The sequence below is a fragment of the Variovorax sp. E3 genome (genome assembly GCF_016082275.1).
Lineage (GTDB): Bacteria > Pseudomonadota > Gammaproteobacteria > Burkholderiales > Burkholderiaceae_C > Variovorax.
Genome location: NZ_MOWM01000086.1, coordinates 15,972 through 30,403 on the forward strand (window position 1 = coordinate 15,972; position 14,432 = coordinate 30,403).

At 68.8% G+C, this 14,432-nt stretch carries 13 protein-coding genes and 4 pseudogenes; 10 read left to right on the forward strand and 7 right to left on the reverse strand.

The window, feature by feature from the left end; all coding sequences use genetic code 11:
- Nucleotides 1-45 precede the first annotated feature (45 nt).
- The 3 genes and pseudogenes from BMG07_RS25150 (at nucleotide 46) to BMG07_RS25160 (ending at nucleotide 2,614) form a co-directional block, all read left to right on the forward strand.
- Nucleotides 46-1,439: pseudogene (locus BMG07_RS25150) on the forward strand (cache domain-containing protein).
- Nucleotides 1,436-2,071 (forward strand): response regulator transcription factor, encoded by a 636-nt coding sequence (locus tag BMG07_RS25155; protein WP_198086826.1) that lies wholly within the window; start codon nucleotides 1,436-1,438, stop codon nucleotides 2,069-2,071. The pseudogene BMG07_RS25150 and the gene BMG07_RS25155 overlap by 4 nt, the downstream one beginning before the upstream one ends.
- Before the next feature lie 351 nt (nucleotides 2,072-2,422).
- Nucleotides 2,423-2,614 carry a hypothetical protein gene (locus BMG07_RS25160; protein ID WP_198086827.1) on the forward strand — a complete coding sequence of 64 codons (192 nt, stop codon included), beginning with the start codon at nucleotides 2,423-2,425 and terminating at the stop codon, nucleotides 2,612-2,614.
- A 21-nt stretch (nucleotides 2,615-2,635) separates the two neighbouring features.
- Here the strand turns inward: BMG07_RS25160 and BMG07_RS25165 are convergent, their stop codons facing one another.
- Entirely contained in the window at nucleotides 2,636-2,806 is a 171-nt protein-coding gene (locus tag BMG07_RS25165) for a hypothetical protein (RefSeq protein ID WP_198086828.1), read from the reverse strand.
- A gap of 300 nt (nucleotides 2,807-3,106) precedes the next feature.
- Between BMG07_RS25165 and BMG07_RS25170 the strand changes: the two genes are divergently transcribed.
- Complete coding sequence (locus tag BMG07_RS25170; protein ID WP_198086829.1) at nucleotides 3,107-3,391, forward strand: HU family DNA-binding protein; 285 nt, start codon at nucleotides 3,107-3,109, stop codon at nucleotides 3,389-3,391.
- A 190-nt stretch (nucleotides 3,392-3,581) separates the two neighbouring features.
- The gene (locus BMG07_RS25175) at nucleotides 3,582-4,121 is read left to right on the forward strand and encodes a C40 family peptidase (protein ID WP_198086830.1); all 540 of its coding nucleotides are present in this window, start codon (nucleotides 3,582-3,584) and stop codon (nucleotides 4,119-4,121) included.
- Between the two features lie 10 nt (nucleotides 4,122-4,131).
- Here the strand turns inward: BMG07_RS25175 and BMG07_RS25180 are convergent, their stop codons facing one another.
- Both BMG07_RS25180 and BMG07_RS25185 read right to left on the reverse strand, forming a co-directional pair.
- The gene (locus BMG07_RS25180) at nucleotides 4,132-4,344 is read right to left on the reverse strand and encodes a hypothetical protein (protein WP_198086831.1); all 213 of its coding nucleotides are present in this window, start codon (nucleotides 4,342-4,344) and stop codon (nucleotides 4,132-4,134) included.
- A 356-nt stretch (nucleotides 4,345-4,700) separates the two neighbouring features.
- Nucleotides 4,701-5,984, reverse strand: a complete 1,284-nt coding sequence (locus BMG07_RS25185; protein WP_198086832.1) for an FAD-dependent oxidoreductase — start codon at nucleotides 5,982-5,984, stop codon at nucleotides 4,701-4,703.
- Between the two features lie 224 nt (nucleotides 5,985-6,208).
- Between BMG07_RS25185 and BMG07_RS25190 the strand changes: the two genes are divergently transcribed.
- Together BMG07_RS25190 and BMG07_RS25195 are read left to right on the forward strand one after the other, a co-directional pair.
- The gene (locus BMG07_RS25190; RefSeq protein ID WP_198086833.1) at nucleotides 6,209-8,278 is read left to right on the forward strand and encodes a carbon starvation CstA family protein; all 2,070 of its coding nucleotides are present in this window, start codon (nucleotides 6,209-6,211) and stop codon (nucleotides 8,276-8,278) included.
- Between the two features lie 4 nt (nucleotides 8,279-8,282).
- The gene (locus BMG07_RS25195) at nucleotides 8,283-8,489 is read left to right on the forward strand and encodes a YbdD/YjiX family protein (protein ID WP_198086834.1); all 207 of its coding nucleotides are present in this window, start codon (nucleotides 8,283-8,285) and stop codon (nucleotides 8,487-8,489) included.
- Between the two features lie 30 nt (nucleotides 8,490-8,519).
- Here the strand turns inward: BMG07_RS25195 and BMG07_RS25200 are convergent, their stop codons facing one another.
- Nucleotides 8,520-9,434 (reverse strand): LysR substrate-binding domain-containing protein, encoded by a 915-nt coding sequence (locus BMG07_RS25200; RefSeq protein WP_269759369.1) that lies wholly within the window; start codon nucleotides 9,432-9,434, stop codon nucleotides 8,520-8,522.
- 76 nt (nucleotides 9,435-9,510) lie between these two features.
- Here BMG07_RS25200 and BMG07_RS25205 point away from each other — a divergent pair, with 76 nt between their 5' ends.
- From BMG07_RS25205 to BMG07_RS25215, 3 genes and pseudogenes are all read left to right on the forward strand, one after another.
- Nucleotides 9,511-10,572: a YeiH family protein gene (locus tag BMG07_RS25205; RefSeq protein ID WP_198086836.1), complete on the forward strand. Its 1,062-nt coding sequence runs from the start codon at nucleotides 9,511-9,513 to the stop codon at nucleotides 10,570-10,572.
- A gap of 114 nt (nucleotides 10,573-10,686) precedes the next feature.
- Nucleotides 10,687-11,105 (forward strand): annotated as a pseudogene (locus BMG07_RS25210) (sel1 repeat family protein).
- A gap of 104 nt (nucleotides 11,106-11,209) precedes the next feature.
- A complete protein-coding gene (locus BMG07_RS25215) occupies nucleotides 11,210-11,785 on the forward strand; it encodes a lipocalin family protein (RefSeq protein WP_269759371.1) in 576 nt (191 codons plus the stop codon).
- 21 nt (nucleotides 11,786-11,806) lie between these two features.
- Here the strand turns inward: BMG07_RS25215 and metC are convergent, their stop codons facing one another.
- The 3 genes and pseudogenes from metC to BMG07_RS25230 all read right to left on the reverse strand — a co-directional run.
- Nucleotides 11,807-13,021, reverse strand: coding sequence for a cystathionine beta-lyase (gene metC, locus BMG07_RS25220; protein WP_198086838.1), 1,215 nt, complete (start codon nucleotides 13,019-13,021; stop codon nucleotides 11,807-11,809).
- A gap of 57 nt (nucleotides 13,022-13,078) precedes the next feature.
- Nucleotides 13,079-14,088 (reverse strand): annotated as a pseudogene (locus BMG07_RS25225) (Bug family tripartite tricarboxylate transporter substrate binding protein).
- Nucleotides 14,089-14,170: 82 nt separating this feature from the next.
- Nucleotides 14,171-14,432: pseudogene (locus tag BMG07_RS25230) on the reverse strand (sulfurtransferase); the annotation flags it as partial.

Genomic DNA, 14,432 nt, shown 5'->3' on the forward strand with positions numbered 1-14,432 from the left:
CGCCTGCGGCGCCCCCGGACGCCCCGGTGGTAGTCTTGCCGCCCGATGAATCTCCGCACCAAGATCGTTGCCCTGGCCGTGGCACCCTTGCTCGTCGCACTGGTGCTGGTGGCGCTCGCGGTGCGCCACCAGGAGCACGACCTGGCCCAGCGCGAGCGCGCCCTCATCGAGCGCAGCTACATGGCCCAGCGCCGCAGCGAGCTGCGCAGCTATGTCGACCTGGCCGTGAGCAACCTGCTGCCGCTGTACGAGTCGGGCCAGGACGACGAGGCCACCCGCAACGAGGCGCTGCGCCGGCTGGCCGCGCTCAACTACGGCGACGACGGCTACTTCTTCGTCTACGACCTCGAAGGCAACTCGCTCATGCACTCGCGCCAGCCCGAGCTGGTGGGCCAGAACCTCTGGGGCCTGCGCGACTCGCACGGGCGCTACACCATCCAGGAGCTGATCAAGGGCGCGAAGGACCACGGCGGCGGCTACGTCGAGTACGAATGGCGCAAGCCTCGAGTGCGCAGATGGCGCCCAAGCTCGGCTACGTCACGGCCATGCCGCGCTGGAACTGGATGGTGGGCACCGGCCTGTACCTGGACGACATCCAGTCGACCATGGACACGCTCGACCGGCAGATGAACGCCAACGTCACCGCCACGCTGCTGTGGATCGCGGGCATTGCCGCGTTGTGCCTGGGCGTGGTCAGCGCGGCCGGGCTGCTGTTGAACCTGAGCGAACACCGCACGGCCGAGGCCAAGCTGCGGCTGCTCGCGCGGCGCGTGGTGCAGTCGCAGGAAGAAGAGCGCGGCCACCTGGCGCGCGAGCTGCACGACGGCACCAGCCAGACGCTGGTGTCGGCCAAGCTGCTGATCGAGTCGGCCGTGGAGTCGCTCGAGCGCCAGCACCAGGGCACGCCGCCCGCGCTGCCCAAGGCGCTGCAGCGGCTGAACGATTCGCTGATCGAGGTGCGCCGCATCTCGCACCGGCTGCGCCCCGCGCTGCTCGACACGCTCGGCCTGCCCGCCGCGCTGGAGCGGCTGGTCGACGAATTCCGCGAAGAGGGCGCGGTCGACGCGTCGATGATGATCGGGGGCGAGGCCTTCGAGCTGCAGCCCGAGGTGAAGACCGCGCTGTTCCGTCTCACGCAAGAGGCGCTGACCAACGTGCGCAAGCACGCGAACGCACAGCATGTTCACATTGCGCTGGGCTTCGACGACGAGGCGGGCGTGCGGCTCGAGGTGAGCGACGACGGCACCGGCTTCGACATCGAGGCCGTGCAGCTCGACCCGCGCCGCGGCATCGGCCTGCGCAACATGCGCGAGCGGATGGAGTCGATCGGCGGCAAGCTCGTGATGTGCTCCAACGCCGGGCGCACCTCCATCGAGGCCGTGGTGCCGGCCCGCAGCGCGAAGGCCGACACGGCCGCATCGGCCGCATCCACCGCATGACGACGAAGACCGTTCGCCTTTTCCTGGTCGACGACCACCCGCTGGTGCGCGACGGCCTGCGCGCGCGGCTGGGCTCCATGCCCAACCTGGAGATCGTCGGCGAGGCCGGCAGCGCGGCCGAGGCGCTGGCGCAGGTCGACAGCGTGCGGCCCGACCTGATGCTGATGGACGTCGGCATGAAGGACATGAACGGCATCGAGCTCGCGGCGCTGCTGCTGCAACGCCAGAACGCGCCGCACGTGGTGATGCTCAGCATGTACGACAACCCCGAGTACGTGCAGAAGGCCTTGCAGGTGGGCGCGCGCGGCTATGTGCTGAAAGACGCGCCGGCGGCGGAGATCGTCGCGGCCATCGAGGCCGTGTCGGCGGGCGGCACCTTCCTGAGCCCGGCCGTGTCGAAAAAACTGTTTCGCACCCAGGAACCGAGGCCGCTGCTCACGCCGCGCGAGAGCGAGATTCTTTCGGCGCTGGGGCGAGGCGAGTCGAGCAAGCAGATCGCGCGCGACCTGGGGCTGAGCGTGCGCACGGTCGAGGCGCACCGCCAGAGCATCAAGCGCAGGCTGGGCATCGAGGGGCAGGCGGAGCTGATCAAGTATGCGGTGGAGCACGCCCGAAAGTTCGGCCAGAGCTGACACTGTCAGGGCTTTGTGTGTTGCCGTGGCCCCGCGGCATTTGCCCTTGTGATTCGAGAATCTGTCGCGGTGAACCCGCTGACGGGCGCAAAGATCCAGTTCGCACCCGGCGCAGCGGATTCGGAGTTTTGCCAGAACGGAGAGTGGTATCCGTTCCTGAGCTATTCGTGCCGCAAGCTGGTCGCGCATTCCGAGAATTACTAGCGCAAATTCCTGCTCCCCTCCAGCGTCTCTTCTCTAGAGTCAAGCCCTGCGTACCGGCATCCGGTTGCCGGCAATCTTCAAGGGAGAACTACAGAAATGACGGAACAGAAACCGACTCGGCTTCGCACGCGACCGCGTGCAGACACGGTGGTTCTGAGCGCGGCGGATGCACTCGAGGCCAAGCTCGCGCAGCTGAATTCGCTGCTCTGGTGCGTCCAGCATCAAGACGACGCGTGGCGAACAGGAAAGGGCGCCGCGAGCCAGAAGCCCCTGATCTCGCTGGCGGCCGACCTCGCGCGCGATGCGAGGATGCTGCTCGAGGAAACCAAGCGAAACTGATCCGCATCAGAAAATGCTGAATCACCGCCAAGGCGATTCCAGCAGTTTCACATCGTCGAACGACAGCGCGCGAATCGCGGTGTTGTCGTCCGAAACCAGGTACCAGCATCGCTCGGGCGGAACCCGGCCCGCCGCGTACATCACGCGCACCACGGCCTCTTTCGCGTCGATCCGCAGCACGTGCGCGCCCATGGCCGGCTCGCGATGCGCGCGCCCGAATTCCGCCAGCGCGCGCTCACACGCATGGCGCTTCGCGCGCCTGCTGTCTTTCCACCGTCGAAAGCGTTCCAGCCATGTCATTGCCGGAGCAGCTTACACAGTCGGGATCGCGACCTGAATCGCACGCCGATACCGGTCATCGATCACGCTGTTTCACTTTTGAAACGCATGTGTTTCTCCCTCCCCCTGCGGGGCGTTTAAAGTTCGTCCCCGGTAGCGCTTTTGCGCTACGGACTTTTTCCCAACCGTTTGACCAAGAAAGAACCTCCTGTTTTGAACAAGACCGAACTCATCGCCGCCATCGCCACCGACACGAACCTCAGCAAGGCCGACGCCGGCCGCGCCCTGGACGCCGCCATCGACAACCTGTCGCGTGCCCTGGCCGCCGGCGACACGGTGCAACTGATCGGCTTCGGCACCTTCGCCGTGGCGAGCCGTCCCGAGCGCACGGGCCGCAACCCGTCGACCGGCGAACCGATGACCATCAAGGCCAGCAAGGCGCCCAAGTTCACCGCCGGCAAGGCGCTGAAGGACGCGGTCAACGTCGTCGCCAAGTAAGCAAGCAGGCAACCAAGTCCGCAAACTCGCGGGCAAGCGGGGTGCAAATCCCGCCATCTGCCCGCATCTTCTCCCTCCGCGGCATCGGCGCCGCAGTGCTGACCCCGGAGGGCGTGGCCTCTTCTTCAGGAAGCGGACGCGTTACGCGCTAGAGTCCGTGCACGTTCACAAGCTGGCTCAGCCATCCGACATGTCCGAAGCACCTGTGTCAACGCCACGGTCCCGCACGCTGCCGCATCGGCGGCTCTCCCAGATTCTTGTCATCGGCGCCTGCCTCGTGATGGTGGGCTGCGCAAGCCCACCGGGTCCACGCACGGGCCGGGGCAGCCTTCCATCGATTCCCGCCAGCACGCCGCTCACCGACGAGCAGTCGAACAGCATTGCCATTCACGCGCTGGGGCTGGTCGGTACGCCGTACCGCTATGGCGGCAACACGCCGGACGGCGGCTTCGACTGCAGCGGGCTCATCGGCTACGTGTACCTGAACAGCGTGGGGCAATCGCCGCCGCGCACGGTCGCGCGCATGTCGGTGTTCGGGCAGCCGGTGTCGATGTCGGACCTGCGCACGGGCGACCTCGTGCTGTTCGGCTCATCCACGCCCACGCATGCCGGCATCTACGTCGGCGGCGGGCGCTTCGTGCATGCGCCTTCGTCGGGCGGCGAGGTGCGGCTCGACCGGCTGGACGGCGTGTACTGGTCGCGCCAGTCGACGCAGGCACGGCGGCCCTGAGCCGGCCGCTTCAGTCTTCGGCGTCGCGCCGCTTTCTGCGGAGCCACGCGGTCTGCTCGTGGGTGCGCGCGTGGTTGTCGTGGGCCCAGGCCGTGAGCAGCGCCGTGCGCGTGATGTCGCCGGCCTCGCGGATGGCGATGGCGTCGCGCGCGTCAAGGGCCGCCAGTCGGTCGGCGCTTCCGCCCGCGAGATGCTCATCCAGCGGGCGCCGCAATGGCTGCACGATGCCACGAGCACGTTGCCCGTGCCATGGTGGCCGAGCAGGGTCTGCTCGCCGAGCGCGGGCGTGCCGCAGCACGACCAGTAGAGCGTCATGTCGGGCCGCGACCGTGCCCGTAGGGCCCAGGCGGCCGCGCGATACCAGAGCGTTGCGTTCAACGTCATGGCCGGCCTCACGCGCGCTTGCGCGGCCTGGCGAGCCGATGGAACCACACCCAGGTCTCGGCCGAAACGATCCACAAAGCCGCGATGGCGGCCAACCCAACGATGTCCATTGTTCACTCTTGTCTTGGAGTGGATGGAGTATCGAAAGGCGCGCATAAAAACGGCATCGAATGCCGATGCGCGCGCGTAAAAAAGTCATAAAGACGCGGGCGGCGGCGCCACGTGCTCCGGCCGCACGCCCAGGCCCACGGCGCGTGCCGGCAGCCGGCGCAGCATCGGCCAGCGCGAGAGCATGCGCAGCGGCCACGGCACGTGTCCCGCCGCGTTCGTCACCTTGCCGCCGAGCACGGGCATCAGCACGCGGTCTTGCACCATGCGCTGCGCCGCCTGCGTCACGCGCACGGGCCATTCGCGCCGCCGCTGGAGCTGGGGCAGCGTGTCGTCGATCTGCTTGTCGGTCGCGGTGCCGGCCAGCATCGGGGCCAGCAGGTTGGCCGCGGCCACCGCGTCTTGCACGGCCAGGTTGATGCCCACGCCGCCCACGGGCGACATCGCATGCGCCGCGTCGCCGATGCACAGCATGCCCTTGCACGACCACGACTCCAGCCGGTCGACCGTCACCTCGAGCAGCTTCACCGCGTTCCAGTCGGGCAGGGCCTGCGGCAGCCGCTGCGCGAAGAAGGGCGCGATCTTCGCGATCTCGGCATGGAACGCGTCGATGCCCCTGGCCTGCAGCGCGTCGTGCCCGCCCTTGGGAATGACGAACGCGCACTGCCAGTAGTCGCCCCGGTTCAGCGTCACCAGGAAGTGCCCGCCCGCGATGTGCCCGGCGGTCGACGCGGGGTCGCCTTTTTCCTTGGGGATGCGCATCCACAGCACGTCGATCGGCGCGCCGTAGCTGATGTGCGGCAGCGCGGCGGCATCGCGCAGCGCGGAGTGCCGGCCGTCGCTCGCGACCACCAGCGAGGCGTGCAGCTCCACGTCTTGCGGCTGCCCGGCGCGGCGCCCGCGCCGCACCTTCACGCCGTTGACGCGGCCCTTGTCCTGCAGCAGCCCCACGGCCTCGGCGTCGGTCCACAGCTCGAAGCCCGGGTAGCGCCGCGCCTCGTCGCACATGAAGTCCAGGAACTCCCACTGCGGCATCAGCACCAGGAACTTGCTGTGCGAGGGCAGGTGGGTGAAGTCGGCCACGGGGAAGCTCTGGCCCTCGAAGGTGGCGCGCAACTCTTCCACGCGGTCGTGCGGGCGCTGCAGGAACGCGTCGAGCAGGCCCAGCTCGTGCAATATCTCCAGCGTCGACGGGTGCACGGTGTCGCCGCGAAAGTCGCGCAGAAAGTCGAGGTGCTTCTCCAGCACCACCACCGGCACGCCGGCGCGTGCGAGCAGCAGGCCGAGCACCATGCCGGCGGGGCCGCCGCCCGCGATGCAACAGCGCACCTGTGCCTGGGCTGGTGGAGTGGAGGCGGACAGTGCGTCCATGGCGTCGATCAATCGGCTGGCTCGCTGTTGGAAGGCAGACCCCTATTGTTCCGGCCGGGCCCGGTTCGTGCGTGTAGGTCCGCAGGCATTGCACTGCGGCACGGCGGGCGACGTATCCGGGTTTTCCATTACGCAAAGCCACGCACCCGGCCCACGCGGTCCGACGGATGCGCGCCGGCCCCGGCCCGGGAAGACTCCACGGGTTCAATATTGGAGACATCCCCATGCACAGCATCCGACGCCACCTGGTGTGGCTGGTCGTGGCCGTGGTCGGCGCCTTCGCGCTCGGCACCGTGGCCCTGACCCGAGGTGAAAGCGTCAACGCCCTCTGGGTGGTGGCCGCCGCGATCTGCACCTACCTGATCGCCTACCGCTACTACAGCCTGTTCATCGCCGACAAGGTGCTGGGCCTGGACGGCAACCGCAAGACGCCCGCGCACCGCCACAACGACGGCCTGGACTACGTGCCGACCGACAAGAACGTGCTGTTCGGCCACCACTTCGCGGCCATCGCCGGCGCCGGCCCGCTGGTGGGCCCGGTGCTCGCCGCGCAGATGGGCTACCTGCCCGGGCTGCTGTGGATCCTGGCCGGCGTGGTGTTCGCCGGCGCGGTGCAGGACTTCATCATCCTGTTTATCTCCACGCGGCGCGACGGCCGCTCGCTGGGCGACCTCGTCAAGCAGGAGATGGGCGTGGTGCCCGGCATGATCGCGCTGTTCGGCACCTTCATGATCATGATCATCATCCTGGCGGTGCTGGCGCTGATCGTGGTGAAGGCGCTGGCCGAATCGCCGTGGGGCACCTTCACGGTGGCCGCGACCATTCCGGTGGCGCTGTTCATGGGCGTGTACCTGCGCTACATCCGCCCGGGGCGCATCGGCGAGGTGTCGCTGATCGGCTTCGTGCTGCTGATGCTGGCCATCTTCGGCGGCCAGGCCGTGAGCCAGAACCCCGAGTGGGCGCCGCTCTTCACCTTCGACGGCAAGGCGCTCACGTGGATGCTGGTGGGCTACGGCTTCGTGGCCGCGAGCCTGCCGGTGTGGCTGCTGCTGGCGCCGCGCGACTACCTGTCGACCTTCCTGAAGATCGGCACCATCATCGCGCTGGCCATCGGCATCGTGTTCGTGATGCCCACGCTGCAGATGCCGTCCATCACGCAGTTCGCGCAGGGCAACGGCCCGGTGTGGTCGGGCAGCCTGTTCCCGTTCCTGTTCATCACCATCGCGTGCGGCGCCGTCTCGGGTTTTCATGCGCTGATTTCTTCGGGCACCACGCCCAAGATGCTCGACAACGAACGCCATGCGCGCTTCATCGGCTACGGCGGCATGCTGGCCGAATCGTTCGTGGCGGTGATGGCGCTGGTGGCGGCCTCGTGCATCGAGCCGGGCATCTACTTCGCGATGAACAGCCCCGGCGCGCTCGTCGGCACGACCGCGCAGCAGGTGGCGGCCACGGTGTCGAGCTGGGGCTTCGTGATCACGCCCGAAATGCTGCTGCAGACCGCCAAGGACGTGGGCGAGACCACCATCCTGGGCCGCGCGGGCGGTGCGCCGACGCTGGCCGTGGGCATGGCCCACATCCTGCACCAGGTGATCGGCGGGCAGGCCATGATGGCCTTCTGGTACCACTTCGCGATCCTGTTCGAGGCGCTGTTCATCCTCACGGCGGTGGACGCCGGCACGCGCGCCGGCCGCTTCATGCTGCAGGACCTGCTGGGCAGCTTCGTGCCCGCGCTCAAGCGCACCGACTCGCTGCCGGCCAACCTCGTGGCCACGGCGCTGTGCGTGGCGGCCTGGGGCTACTTCCTGTACCAGGGCGTGGTCGATCCGCTGGGCGGCATCAACACGCTGTGGCCGCTGTTCGGCATCTCCAACCAGATGCTGGCCGCCGTGGCGCTGATGCTGGGCGTGGTGGTGCTGTTCCGCATGAAGCGCGAGCGCTACGCGTGGGTGGCGATTGCACCGGCGGCGTGGCTGCTGGCCTGCACGCTCACGGCGGGCTGGCAGAAGATCTTCTCGGCCGACCCAAAGATCGGCTTCCTCTCGCATGCGGCCAAGTACACCGAGGGCATTGCCAACGGCGTGCTGGTGGCGCCGGCCAAGACGCCCGAGGCCATGTCGCGCATCGTGTTCAACGACCGCCTCGACGCGGCGCTGTGCGCGTTGTTCATCTTCGTGGTGCTGAGCGTGCTGGTGTACAGCATCAAGGCCTGCCTGGCGGCACGCGCGGCCAACCGGCCGACCACGCACGAGACGCCGTTCGAGCCGCTGGCCGGCGCCTCGGCCGCGCACTGACGCCATGGGCCTCGCATTGCCGGAAGCGGGGCGCTACTTTGCGCGCTCGCTCAAGCAGTCGCTGCGGCTCATGGTCGGCATGCCCGACTACGACGCCTACCTGACCCACATGGCGGCCACGCACCCCGACCAGCCGCCGATGAGCTATGAAGCCTTTTTCCGCGAGCGGCTGGAGGCGCGGTACGGGGCGGGCAAGGGGCGCTGCTGCTAGGGGGCGTGAGGTGGCTGGCTTGACCCGCGTCTAGCCACGGGGCGCGCGGGCCGAAGAGGCCGGCCCCTTGCGTTCCAGCAGCCCGGCCATCTTGAGGGCCGCCGGCGCGAGCGGCCTGTTCTTCAGGGCCAGCCGGTACAGCGGCCGCGACAGCGCCGCGCCGCCCGCCAGCTTCAGCTCGCGCAGCGTGCCCAGCGCCAGCATGTCGGCCACCACCACGCGCGGCAGCATCGAGATGCCGACGCCGCTGGCCACGGTGCGCGCAATGGCCTCGTTGCTCGCCATCTCCATCCAGGGCAGGGCGGCGATGCCGTTGGCCGCGCACAGCGCTTCGGTGGCCTGCCGCGTGCCCGAGCCCGGCTCGCGCAAGATCCAGTTCTGCCGGCCCAGCACCTCGGCCGTCACCGCGCGGCGCGGCAGCTCGGAGCCCGTGGCCACCACGAGGGTCAGCGGGTCGGCCTTCCACTCGCTGACCTCGATGCGCTCTTCGTCCACGCGGCCTTCGACCAGCGCCATGTCGATGCGGCACTCGAGCAGCTGCTCGCACACCCACTGCGTGTTGCCGACCGTCACGCGCGGCACCACCGCCGGGTAGGCCGCGCAGAAGGCCGCCACATACGGCGGCAGCCAGTAGCTCGCGACCGTGGTGCTGGCGCCGATGGTCAGGCTGCCGCGCTGCACGCCGACGCGCGCGCGCACGTCGTCGAGCGCCGCGCGCTCCATCGCGAAGATGCCGCGCGCATGCGTGAGCAGCGACGCACCCGCCTCGGTCAGCCGAAAGCCCTTGCCCGTGCCGCGCTCGATCAGCGTCAGGTCGAGCTGGTGCTCCAGCTCGCGAATGCCCTTGGACACCGCCGGCTGGCTGATCCACAGGCCCTCGGCCGCGCGAGAAAAGCTGCCCGCCTCCGCCACGGCGACGAAGAGGCGCAGCAGGTGCAGGTTCATTGCCATAACTTGAATTCATGCATGGGTGAAGTTTATGTCTTTGACTCATGGGGTGCCAATTTCTAAGCTCGAGTCCATGCAATCCCTTGTTGCCTCCCTCGCTTCGTTTCCCGGTTTCTCCTTTGTTCGCACCCGCGGGCCCGGCCTGCTGCTGGCCGCCTTGCTCGCCGCCGCCGCCGCGCTGATGTCGCAGTGGGGCGTGATGGTGCAGTTGGGCCTGAGCGCACTCACGCTGGCCATTGCGCTGGGAATGGTCGCGGGCAACACGGTGTTCCCGTCGGTGGCTGCGACCGCCGGGGCGGGCGTGGACTTTGCGCGCAGCACCTTGCTGCGCGCGGGCATCGTGCTCTACGGCTTTCGCATTTCGCTGCACGACATCGGCGCGGTCGGCTGGCCCGGCCTGCTGATCGGCGCGGCCATGGTGGCGCTGACTTTCAGCGTGGCCGTGTACGTCGGCACGCGCTGGCTGGGGCTCGACAAGCAGACCGCCGCGCTCATCGGCGCGGGCAGCGCCATCTGCGGCGCCGCCGCCGTCATGGCCACGCAGCCCGTGGTGCGCGGCGAAGAGCACAAGGTGTCGATCGCGGTGGCCACGGTGGTGGTGTTCGGCACGCTGTCGATGGTGCTGTACCCGCTGGCGTTCCCGTACCTGGGGCTGTCGGAGCATGCCTTCGGCCTGTTCGCGGGCTCGACCATCCACGAGGTGGCGCAGGTCGTTGCCGTGGGCGACACCGTCGGCCCCGCAGCCGCCAATGCGGCCGTGGTCGAGAAGATGCTGCGCGTGATGATGCTCGCGCCCTTCCTCATGGTGCTGTCGTTCCAGGCCGCTGCGTCGGCCAAGGGCGCGACCAGCTTCAAGGCCTGCTGCAAGCAGGTGCGCGTGCCATGGTTCGCGGTGCTGTTCATCGCGGTGAGCGCCGTGCATTCGCTCGACGTGCTGCCGCATGCGCTGGTGGCGGGGCTCGTGCAGCTCGACACGCTGCTGCTGGCCACCGCCATGGCCGCGATGGGCCTGCGCACCAGCGCCAGCAGCCTGCGCCGCGCCGGCATGCAACCGTTGAAGCTGGGTGCGCTGCTGTTCGTGTTTCTCACCATCGGCGGCTACTTCGTGAACGCGGCGGTGCTCGCGATCTTCTGAGCGCAGCGAGTGCCAAGCCTCAGTCAAAAGCTGAGGCCGGCTGAGCCAATTCCAGCTTTTCCATTCGGCACCACGGAGAGACGATGCACGTCATCTCATTCGTGGAGCTTGCCGATGTCATCCGAACTCAACCAGATCGCCAGCTGGTCCTTGCGCTGGCGCATTGCACTGTCGGGCACGCTGTGCCTGGTGGCGGCGTTGTGCGCCGCGCAGCCGAACGACGCCAACGCAGAACTGCAGGCGGAGCAACGCTTCCAGATGGCGCTCGAGGCCCAGTCCGACCGCGACTACCGCACCATGCTCGACATGCTGCGCCAGGCCGCGAACGAAGGCCATGCGCAGGCGCAGGAAATGCTCGGCATGGTGCTGCTGACGGGGCCGACGCTCTATGCTCCGCCGTACAGGCCGATCGCTGCGAGGCGAGCACGTGGATGCATCGCGCGGCGGCGCAGGGCAGCGAGAGTGCGCGGGCGCAACTGGTGTTTCTGAACCGGTTGCGCAGCGCGCCGGAGGGGCGGAACGCCTGCAGCTGAGCGTGGCATCGGGCCACGCAAGGCCTCGTCCGACGCCGCCCCCTCGGCCGGCGCTGTAGCCTGCGCCCTTCAACTCCCCGGAGGCGCCAGCCATGCAGCGACCCTTGCGAACCGTTCTGACGAGCCCGCCCTTCCTCATTGCAGCAGGCGCGGTGGCCGTGCTGCTGGTCGCGGGCTGCGCGACTTCGCCGCCGACGATTGCGCCGGTGAAGCAGGTCGACCTGCAGCGCTTCATGGGTGACTGGTACGTGATCGGCAACATCCCGACGCGGCCCGAGCGCAATGCCTTCAACGCCGTGGAGTCGTACACGCTGAAGCCCGACGGCCGCATCGACACGCGCTTTCGCTACCGCGAGGGCGCGTTCGACGGGCCGCTGAAGACGATGAACCCGGTCGGCAGCGTGGTGCCGGACACCGGCAACGCGGTGTGGGGCATGCAGTTCTTCTGGCCGGTGAAGGCGGAGTACGTGATCGTCGATGTCGACAGCGACTACCAGCTCACGATCATCGGCCGCAGCAGCCGCGACTACGCCTGGATCATGGCGCGCACGCCGACCATTTCGGAGCCGGTGTACGAGGCTGCGGTATCCCGGTTGAAGACGCTGGGCTACTCGGTCGACAACCTTCGGCGCGTGCCGCAGCGCTGGCCTGAAGAGGCTGCCGCCGCGAGCCCGAAGTAAGCAAGCCGAGCGCCGAAGCGCTCAGGCCGCGCCTTCCGCGTTCAGCGCCGCGAAGCCGCGCGCCAGGTCCGCCGTGAGGTCCTCGGGCGATTCGAGCCCGACATGCAGCCGCACGACCGCGCCGCGTTGGCTCCAGTCCGTCACGCTGCGCGCCGCGCGCATGTTGGTCCAGGCCACGAGGCTTTCATAGCCACCCCATGACGAGCCGCGCCCGAACAGCGTGAGTGCATCGACAAAGCGCTCGACCGCTGCATTGCCGATGCCCGGCTGCAGCTCGATCGACAGCAGCCCGTTGGTGCCCTTGCAGTCGCGCTTCCAGAGCTCGTGCCCCGGGTGCTGCGGCAGCGCGGGGCAGAACACGGTCGCCACCTCGGGCCGCGCTTCGAGCCAGTGCGCGACTTCGAGCGCGTGCCGCTCGTGCACCTGCAGCCGCGCCGACAGCGTGCGCATGCCGCGCAGCACCAGCCATGCGTCGTCGGGGCTCACGGTCATGCCGAAGGCGTCGCAGCGTTCGTTGAGCGGGCGCCATGCGGCTTCGGTGGTGGCGACGGTGCCCATCATCACGTCGGAGTGGCCCGACAGGTACTTGGTCGCGGCCATCGTCGAGATGTCGGCGCCCAGCGCGAGCGGGCGGTATTGCAGGCCCGAGCCCCAGGTGTTGTCGGCCGCCAGCAGCGCGCCGCGCGCATGCGCGAGCGCCGCCAGCTTCGGCAGGTCGCACATTTCATAGACCAGCGAGCCGGGGCATTCGGCGTACACCAGCCGCGTGTTGGCCTGGAACTGTTCCTCGATGCCGCTGCCGTCCGCCGCGAAGAAGCTGCTGCGAATGCCGTAGGGCTCGAGGAACGAGTTCACGAGGTTGCGTGTGGGCTCGTACACGCTGTCCGACATCAGCACGTGGTCGCCCGGCTTCAGGTACGACAGCAGCACCATGCCGATGGCGGCAAGGCCCGTGGGAAAGAGCCGCGTGCGGTAGGCGCCTTCGAGCTCGCTCACCGCGTCTTCGAGTGCGAAGGTGGTGGGCGTGCCGCGCGCGCCGTAGCTGAAGATGCGCTCGTCGTCGCGGCGCGCGCGGGCATCGCGCATGTCGCCCACGCTGTCGAACAGCACGGTGCTGGCGCGCACCAGCGGCGTGTTGACGGGCGCGCCGCCGGCATACGAAGGGGTCTTGCCGGTGCGCGTGAGCCGGGTGTCGATGGCCTGGCCTGCGGGGTCGTCGGAGTGCGAAGCGGACATGGTTCGATAAAGACGATGGGTGGCTGGAGAAAGTGGCAGGCCGCTATGTTGCGTCAATCAGTCGGCCTTGGCGCCGGAAAGTTTGACGATGCGCGACCAGCGGTCGATGTCCTGGCGCAGTTGCGCCGCAAAGGCTTCCGACGAGTTGGCCACCACCTCGCTGCCGCCGTCGGTCACGAGCTTGGCCACTTCGGGCTGGTGCAGCGCGCGCACGATGGCTTCGTTCAAATAGGCCACGCGTTCGGGCGGCGTGCCGGCCGGCGCGAAGAAGCCGTACCAGTCTTCGAAGCGCGCGCCGGCGTAGCCAGTTCCTCGAGCGTGGGCGCCTTGGTGAATACGCCGATGCGGCGCGGGCTGGTCACGGCCAGCACGCGCAGCTTGCCGTTCTGCACCAGCCCCGCGACCGACGCGGTGGAGGTGACCAGCACGTCGACCTGGCCGCCGAGCAGGTCGGTCAGCGCGGGGCCGGCACCCTTGTAGGGCACGTGGGTCATGGCGATGCCGTTGTCCTTCGACAGCACCACGCCCACCAGGTGCGACAGCGTGCCGTTGCCGGGCGTGGCGTAGGTCACCTTGCCGGGGCTGGCCTTGGCCTTGGTGGCCAGGTCGGCAAAGCTCTTCAGGGGCGAGTTGGCGTCGACCACCAGCGCCAGCGGCGCGGCGTTGATCTGCGTGATCGGAATGAAGTTCTTGACCGGGTCGAAGCCGGCCGATGCGTACAGCGTGGGGTTGACGGCCATGATCGACACCTGCGAGGTGAGCAGGGTGTAGCCGTCGGGCTTGGCGTCGGCCACGGCCTTGGCGCCGATGTTGCCGCCCGCGCCTCCGCGGTTGTCGACCACCGCGGCCTGGCCCATGATTTCCGGCAGGCGCGCGGTCACCAGGCGCGCCGTCGCGTCGTTGCCGCCGCCGGGCGGGAAGGGCGAGACGAACTTGATGGTCTGCGACGGAAAACCGCCGCGCTGCGGCATGGGCTCGGCCGTGGCGGGGTGCATGACCAGGGCCGCGAGCCAGGTGGCTGCAACGGCGAGGCGAACGAACGGCGAGATGCGACTGACAGACGACATGACAGGACTCCTGGAATAGGAACGGACAAGGACGAACAACAGAAAGCGGATGGCGGGCAGGCGGGCGAACGCGCGCCGGGGTTCAGGCGTGCGGCGTGTGCGCGGCGTGGGATGCGGGCGCGGGCAGGCGGAAGGCGGCGCGCTCCTGCGCGTCGAGCTGCGCGACCAGGCCCGTCTCCCACGCGAGGTAGCGGCGCGCGGCTTCCTTGTTGCCGTCGTGGCGGTCGTGCACGAAGAACAGGTAGTCGATGCAGTCCGTGTCGGCGGGCAACGCGGGCGTGGCCTCGACCGGCAGGCCGGCGGCGCGCCACGCGGCCATGCCACCTTGGAGCAGCAGCGGCGCG

Excerpts from the sequence above, each read along its gene's own strand:
- BMG07_RS25175 (WP_198086830.1), top strand. The coding sequence starts at position 3,582 with ATGTCCGAAGCACCTGTGTCAACGCCACGGTCCCGCACGCTGCCGCAT.
- BMG07_RS25155 (WP_198086826.1), top strand. The coding sequence starts at position 1,436 with ATGACGACGAAGACCGTTCGCCTTTTCCTGGTCGACGACCACCCGCTG.
- BMG07_RS25200 (WP_269759369.1), bottom strand. The coding sequence starts at position 9,434 with ATGAACCTGCACCTGCTGCGCCTCTTCGTCGCCGTGGCGGAGGCGGGC.
- BMG07_RS25205 (WP_198086836.1), top strand. The coding sequence starts at position 9,511 with ATGCAATCCCTTGTTGCCTCCCTCGCTTCGTTTCCCGGTTTCTCCTTT.
- BMG07_RS25195 (WP_198086834.1), top strand. The coding sequence starts at position 8,283 with ATGGGCCTCGCATTGCCGGAAGCGGGGCGCTACTTTGCGCGCTCGCTC.
- BMG07_RS25185 (WP_198086832.1), bottom strand. The coding sequence starts at position 5,984 with ATGGACGCACTGTCCGCCTCCACTCCACCAGCCCAGGCACAGGTGCGC.
- BMG07_RS25190 (WP_198086833.1), top strand. The coding sequence starts at position 6,209 with ATGCACAGCATCCGACGCCACCTGGTGTGGCTGGTCGTGGCCGTGGTC.
- metC (WP_198086838.1), bottom strand. The coding sequence starts at position 13,021 with ATGTCCGCTTCGCACTCCGACGACCCCGCAGGCCAGGCCATCGACACC.
- BMG07_RS25165 (WP_198086828.1), bottom strand. The coding sequence starts at position 2,806 with ATGGGCGCGCACGTGCTGCGGATCGACGCGAAAGAGGCCGTGGTGCGC.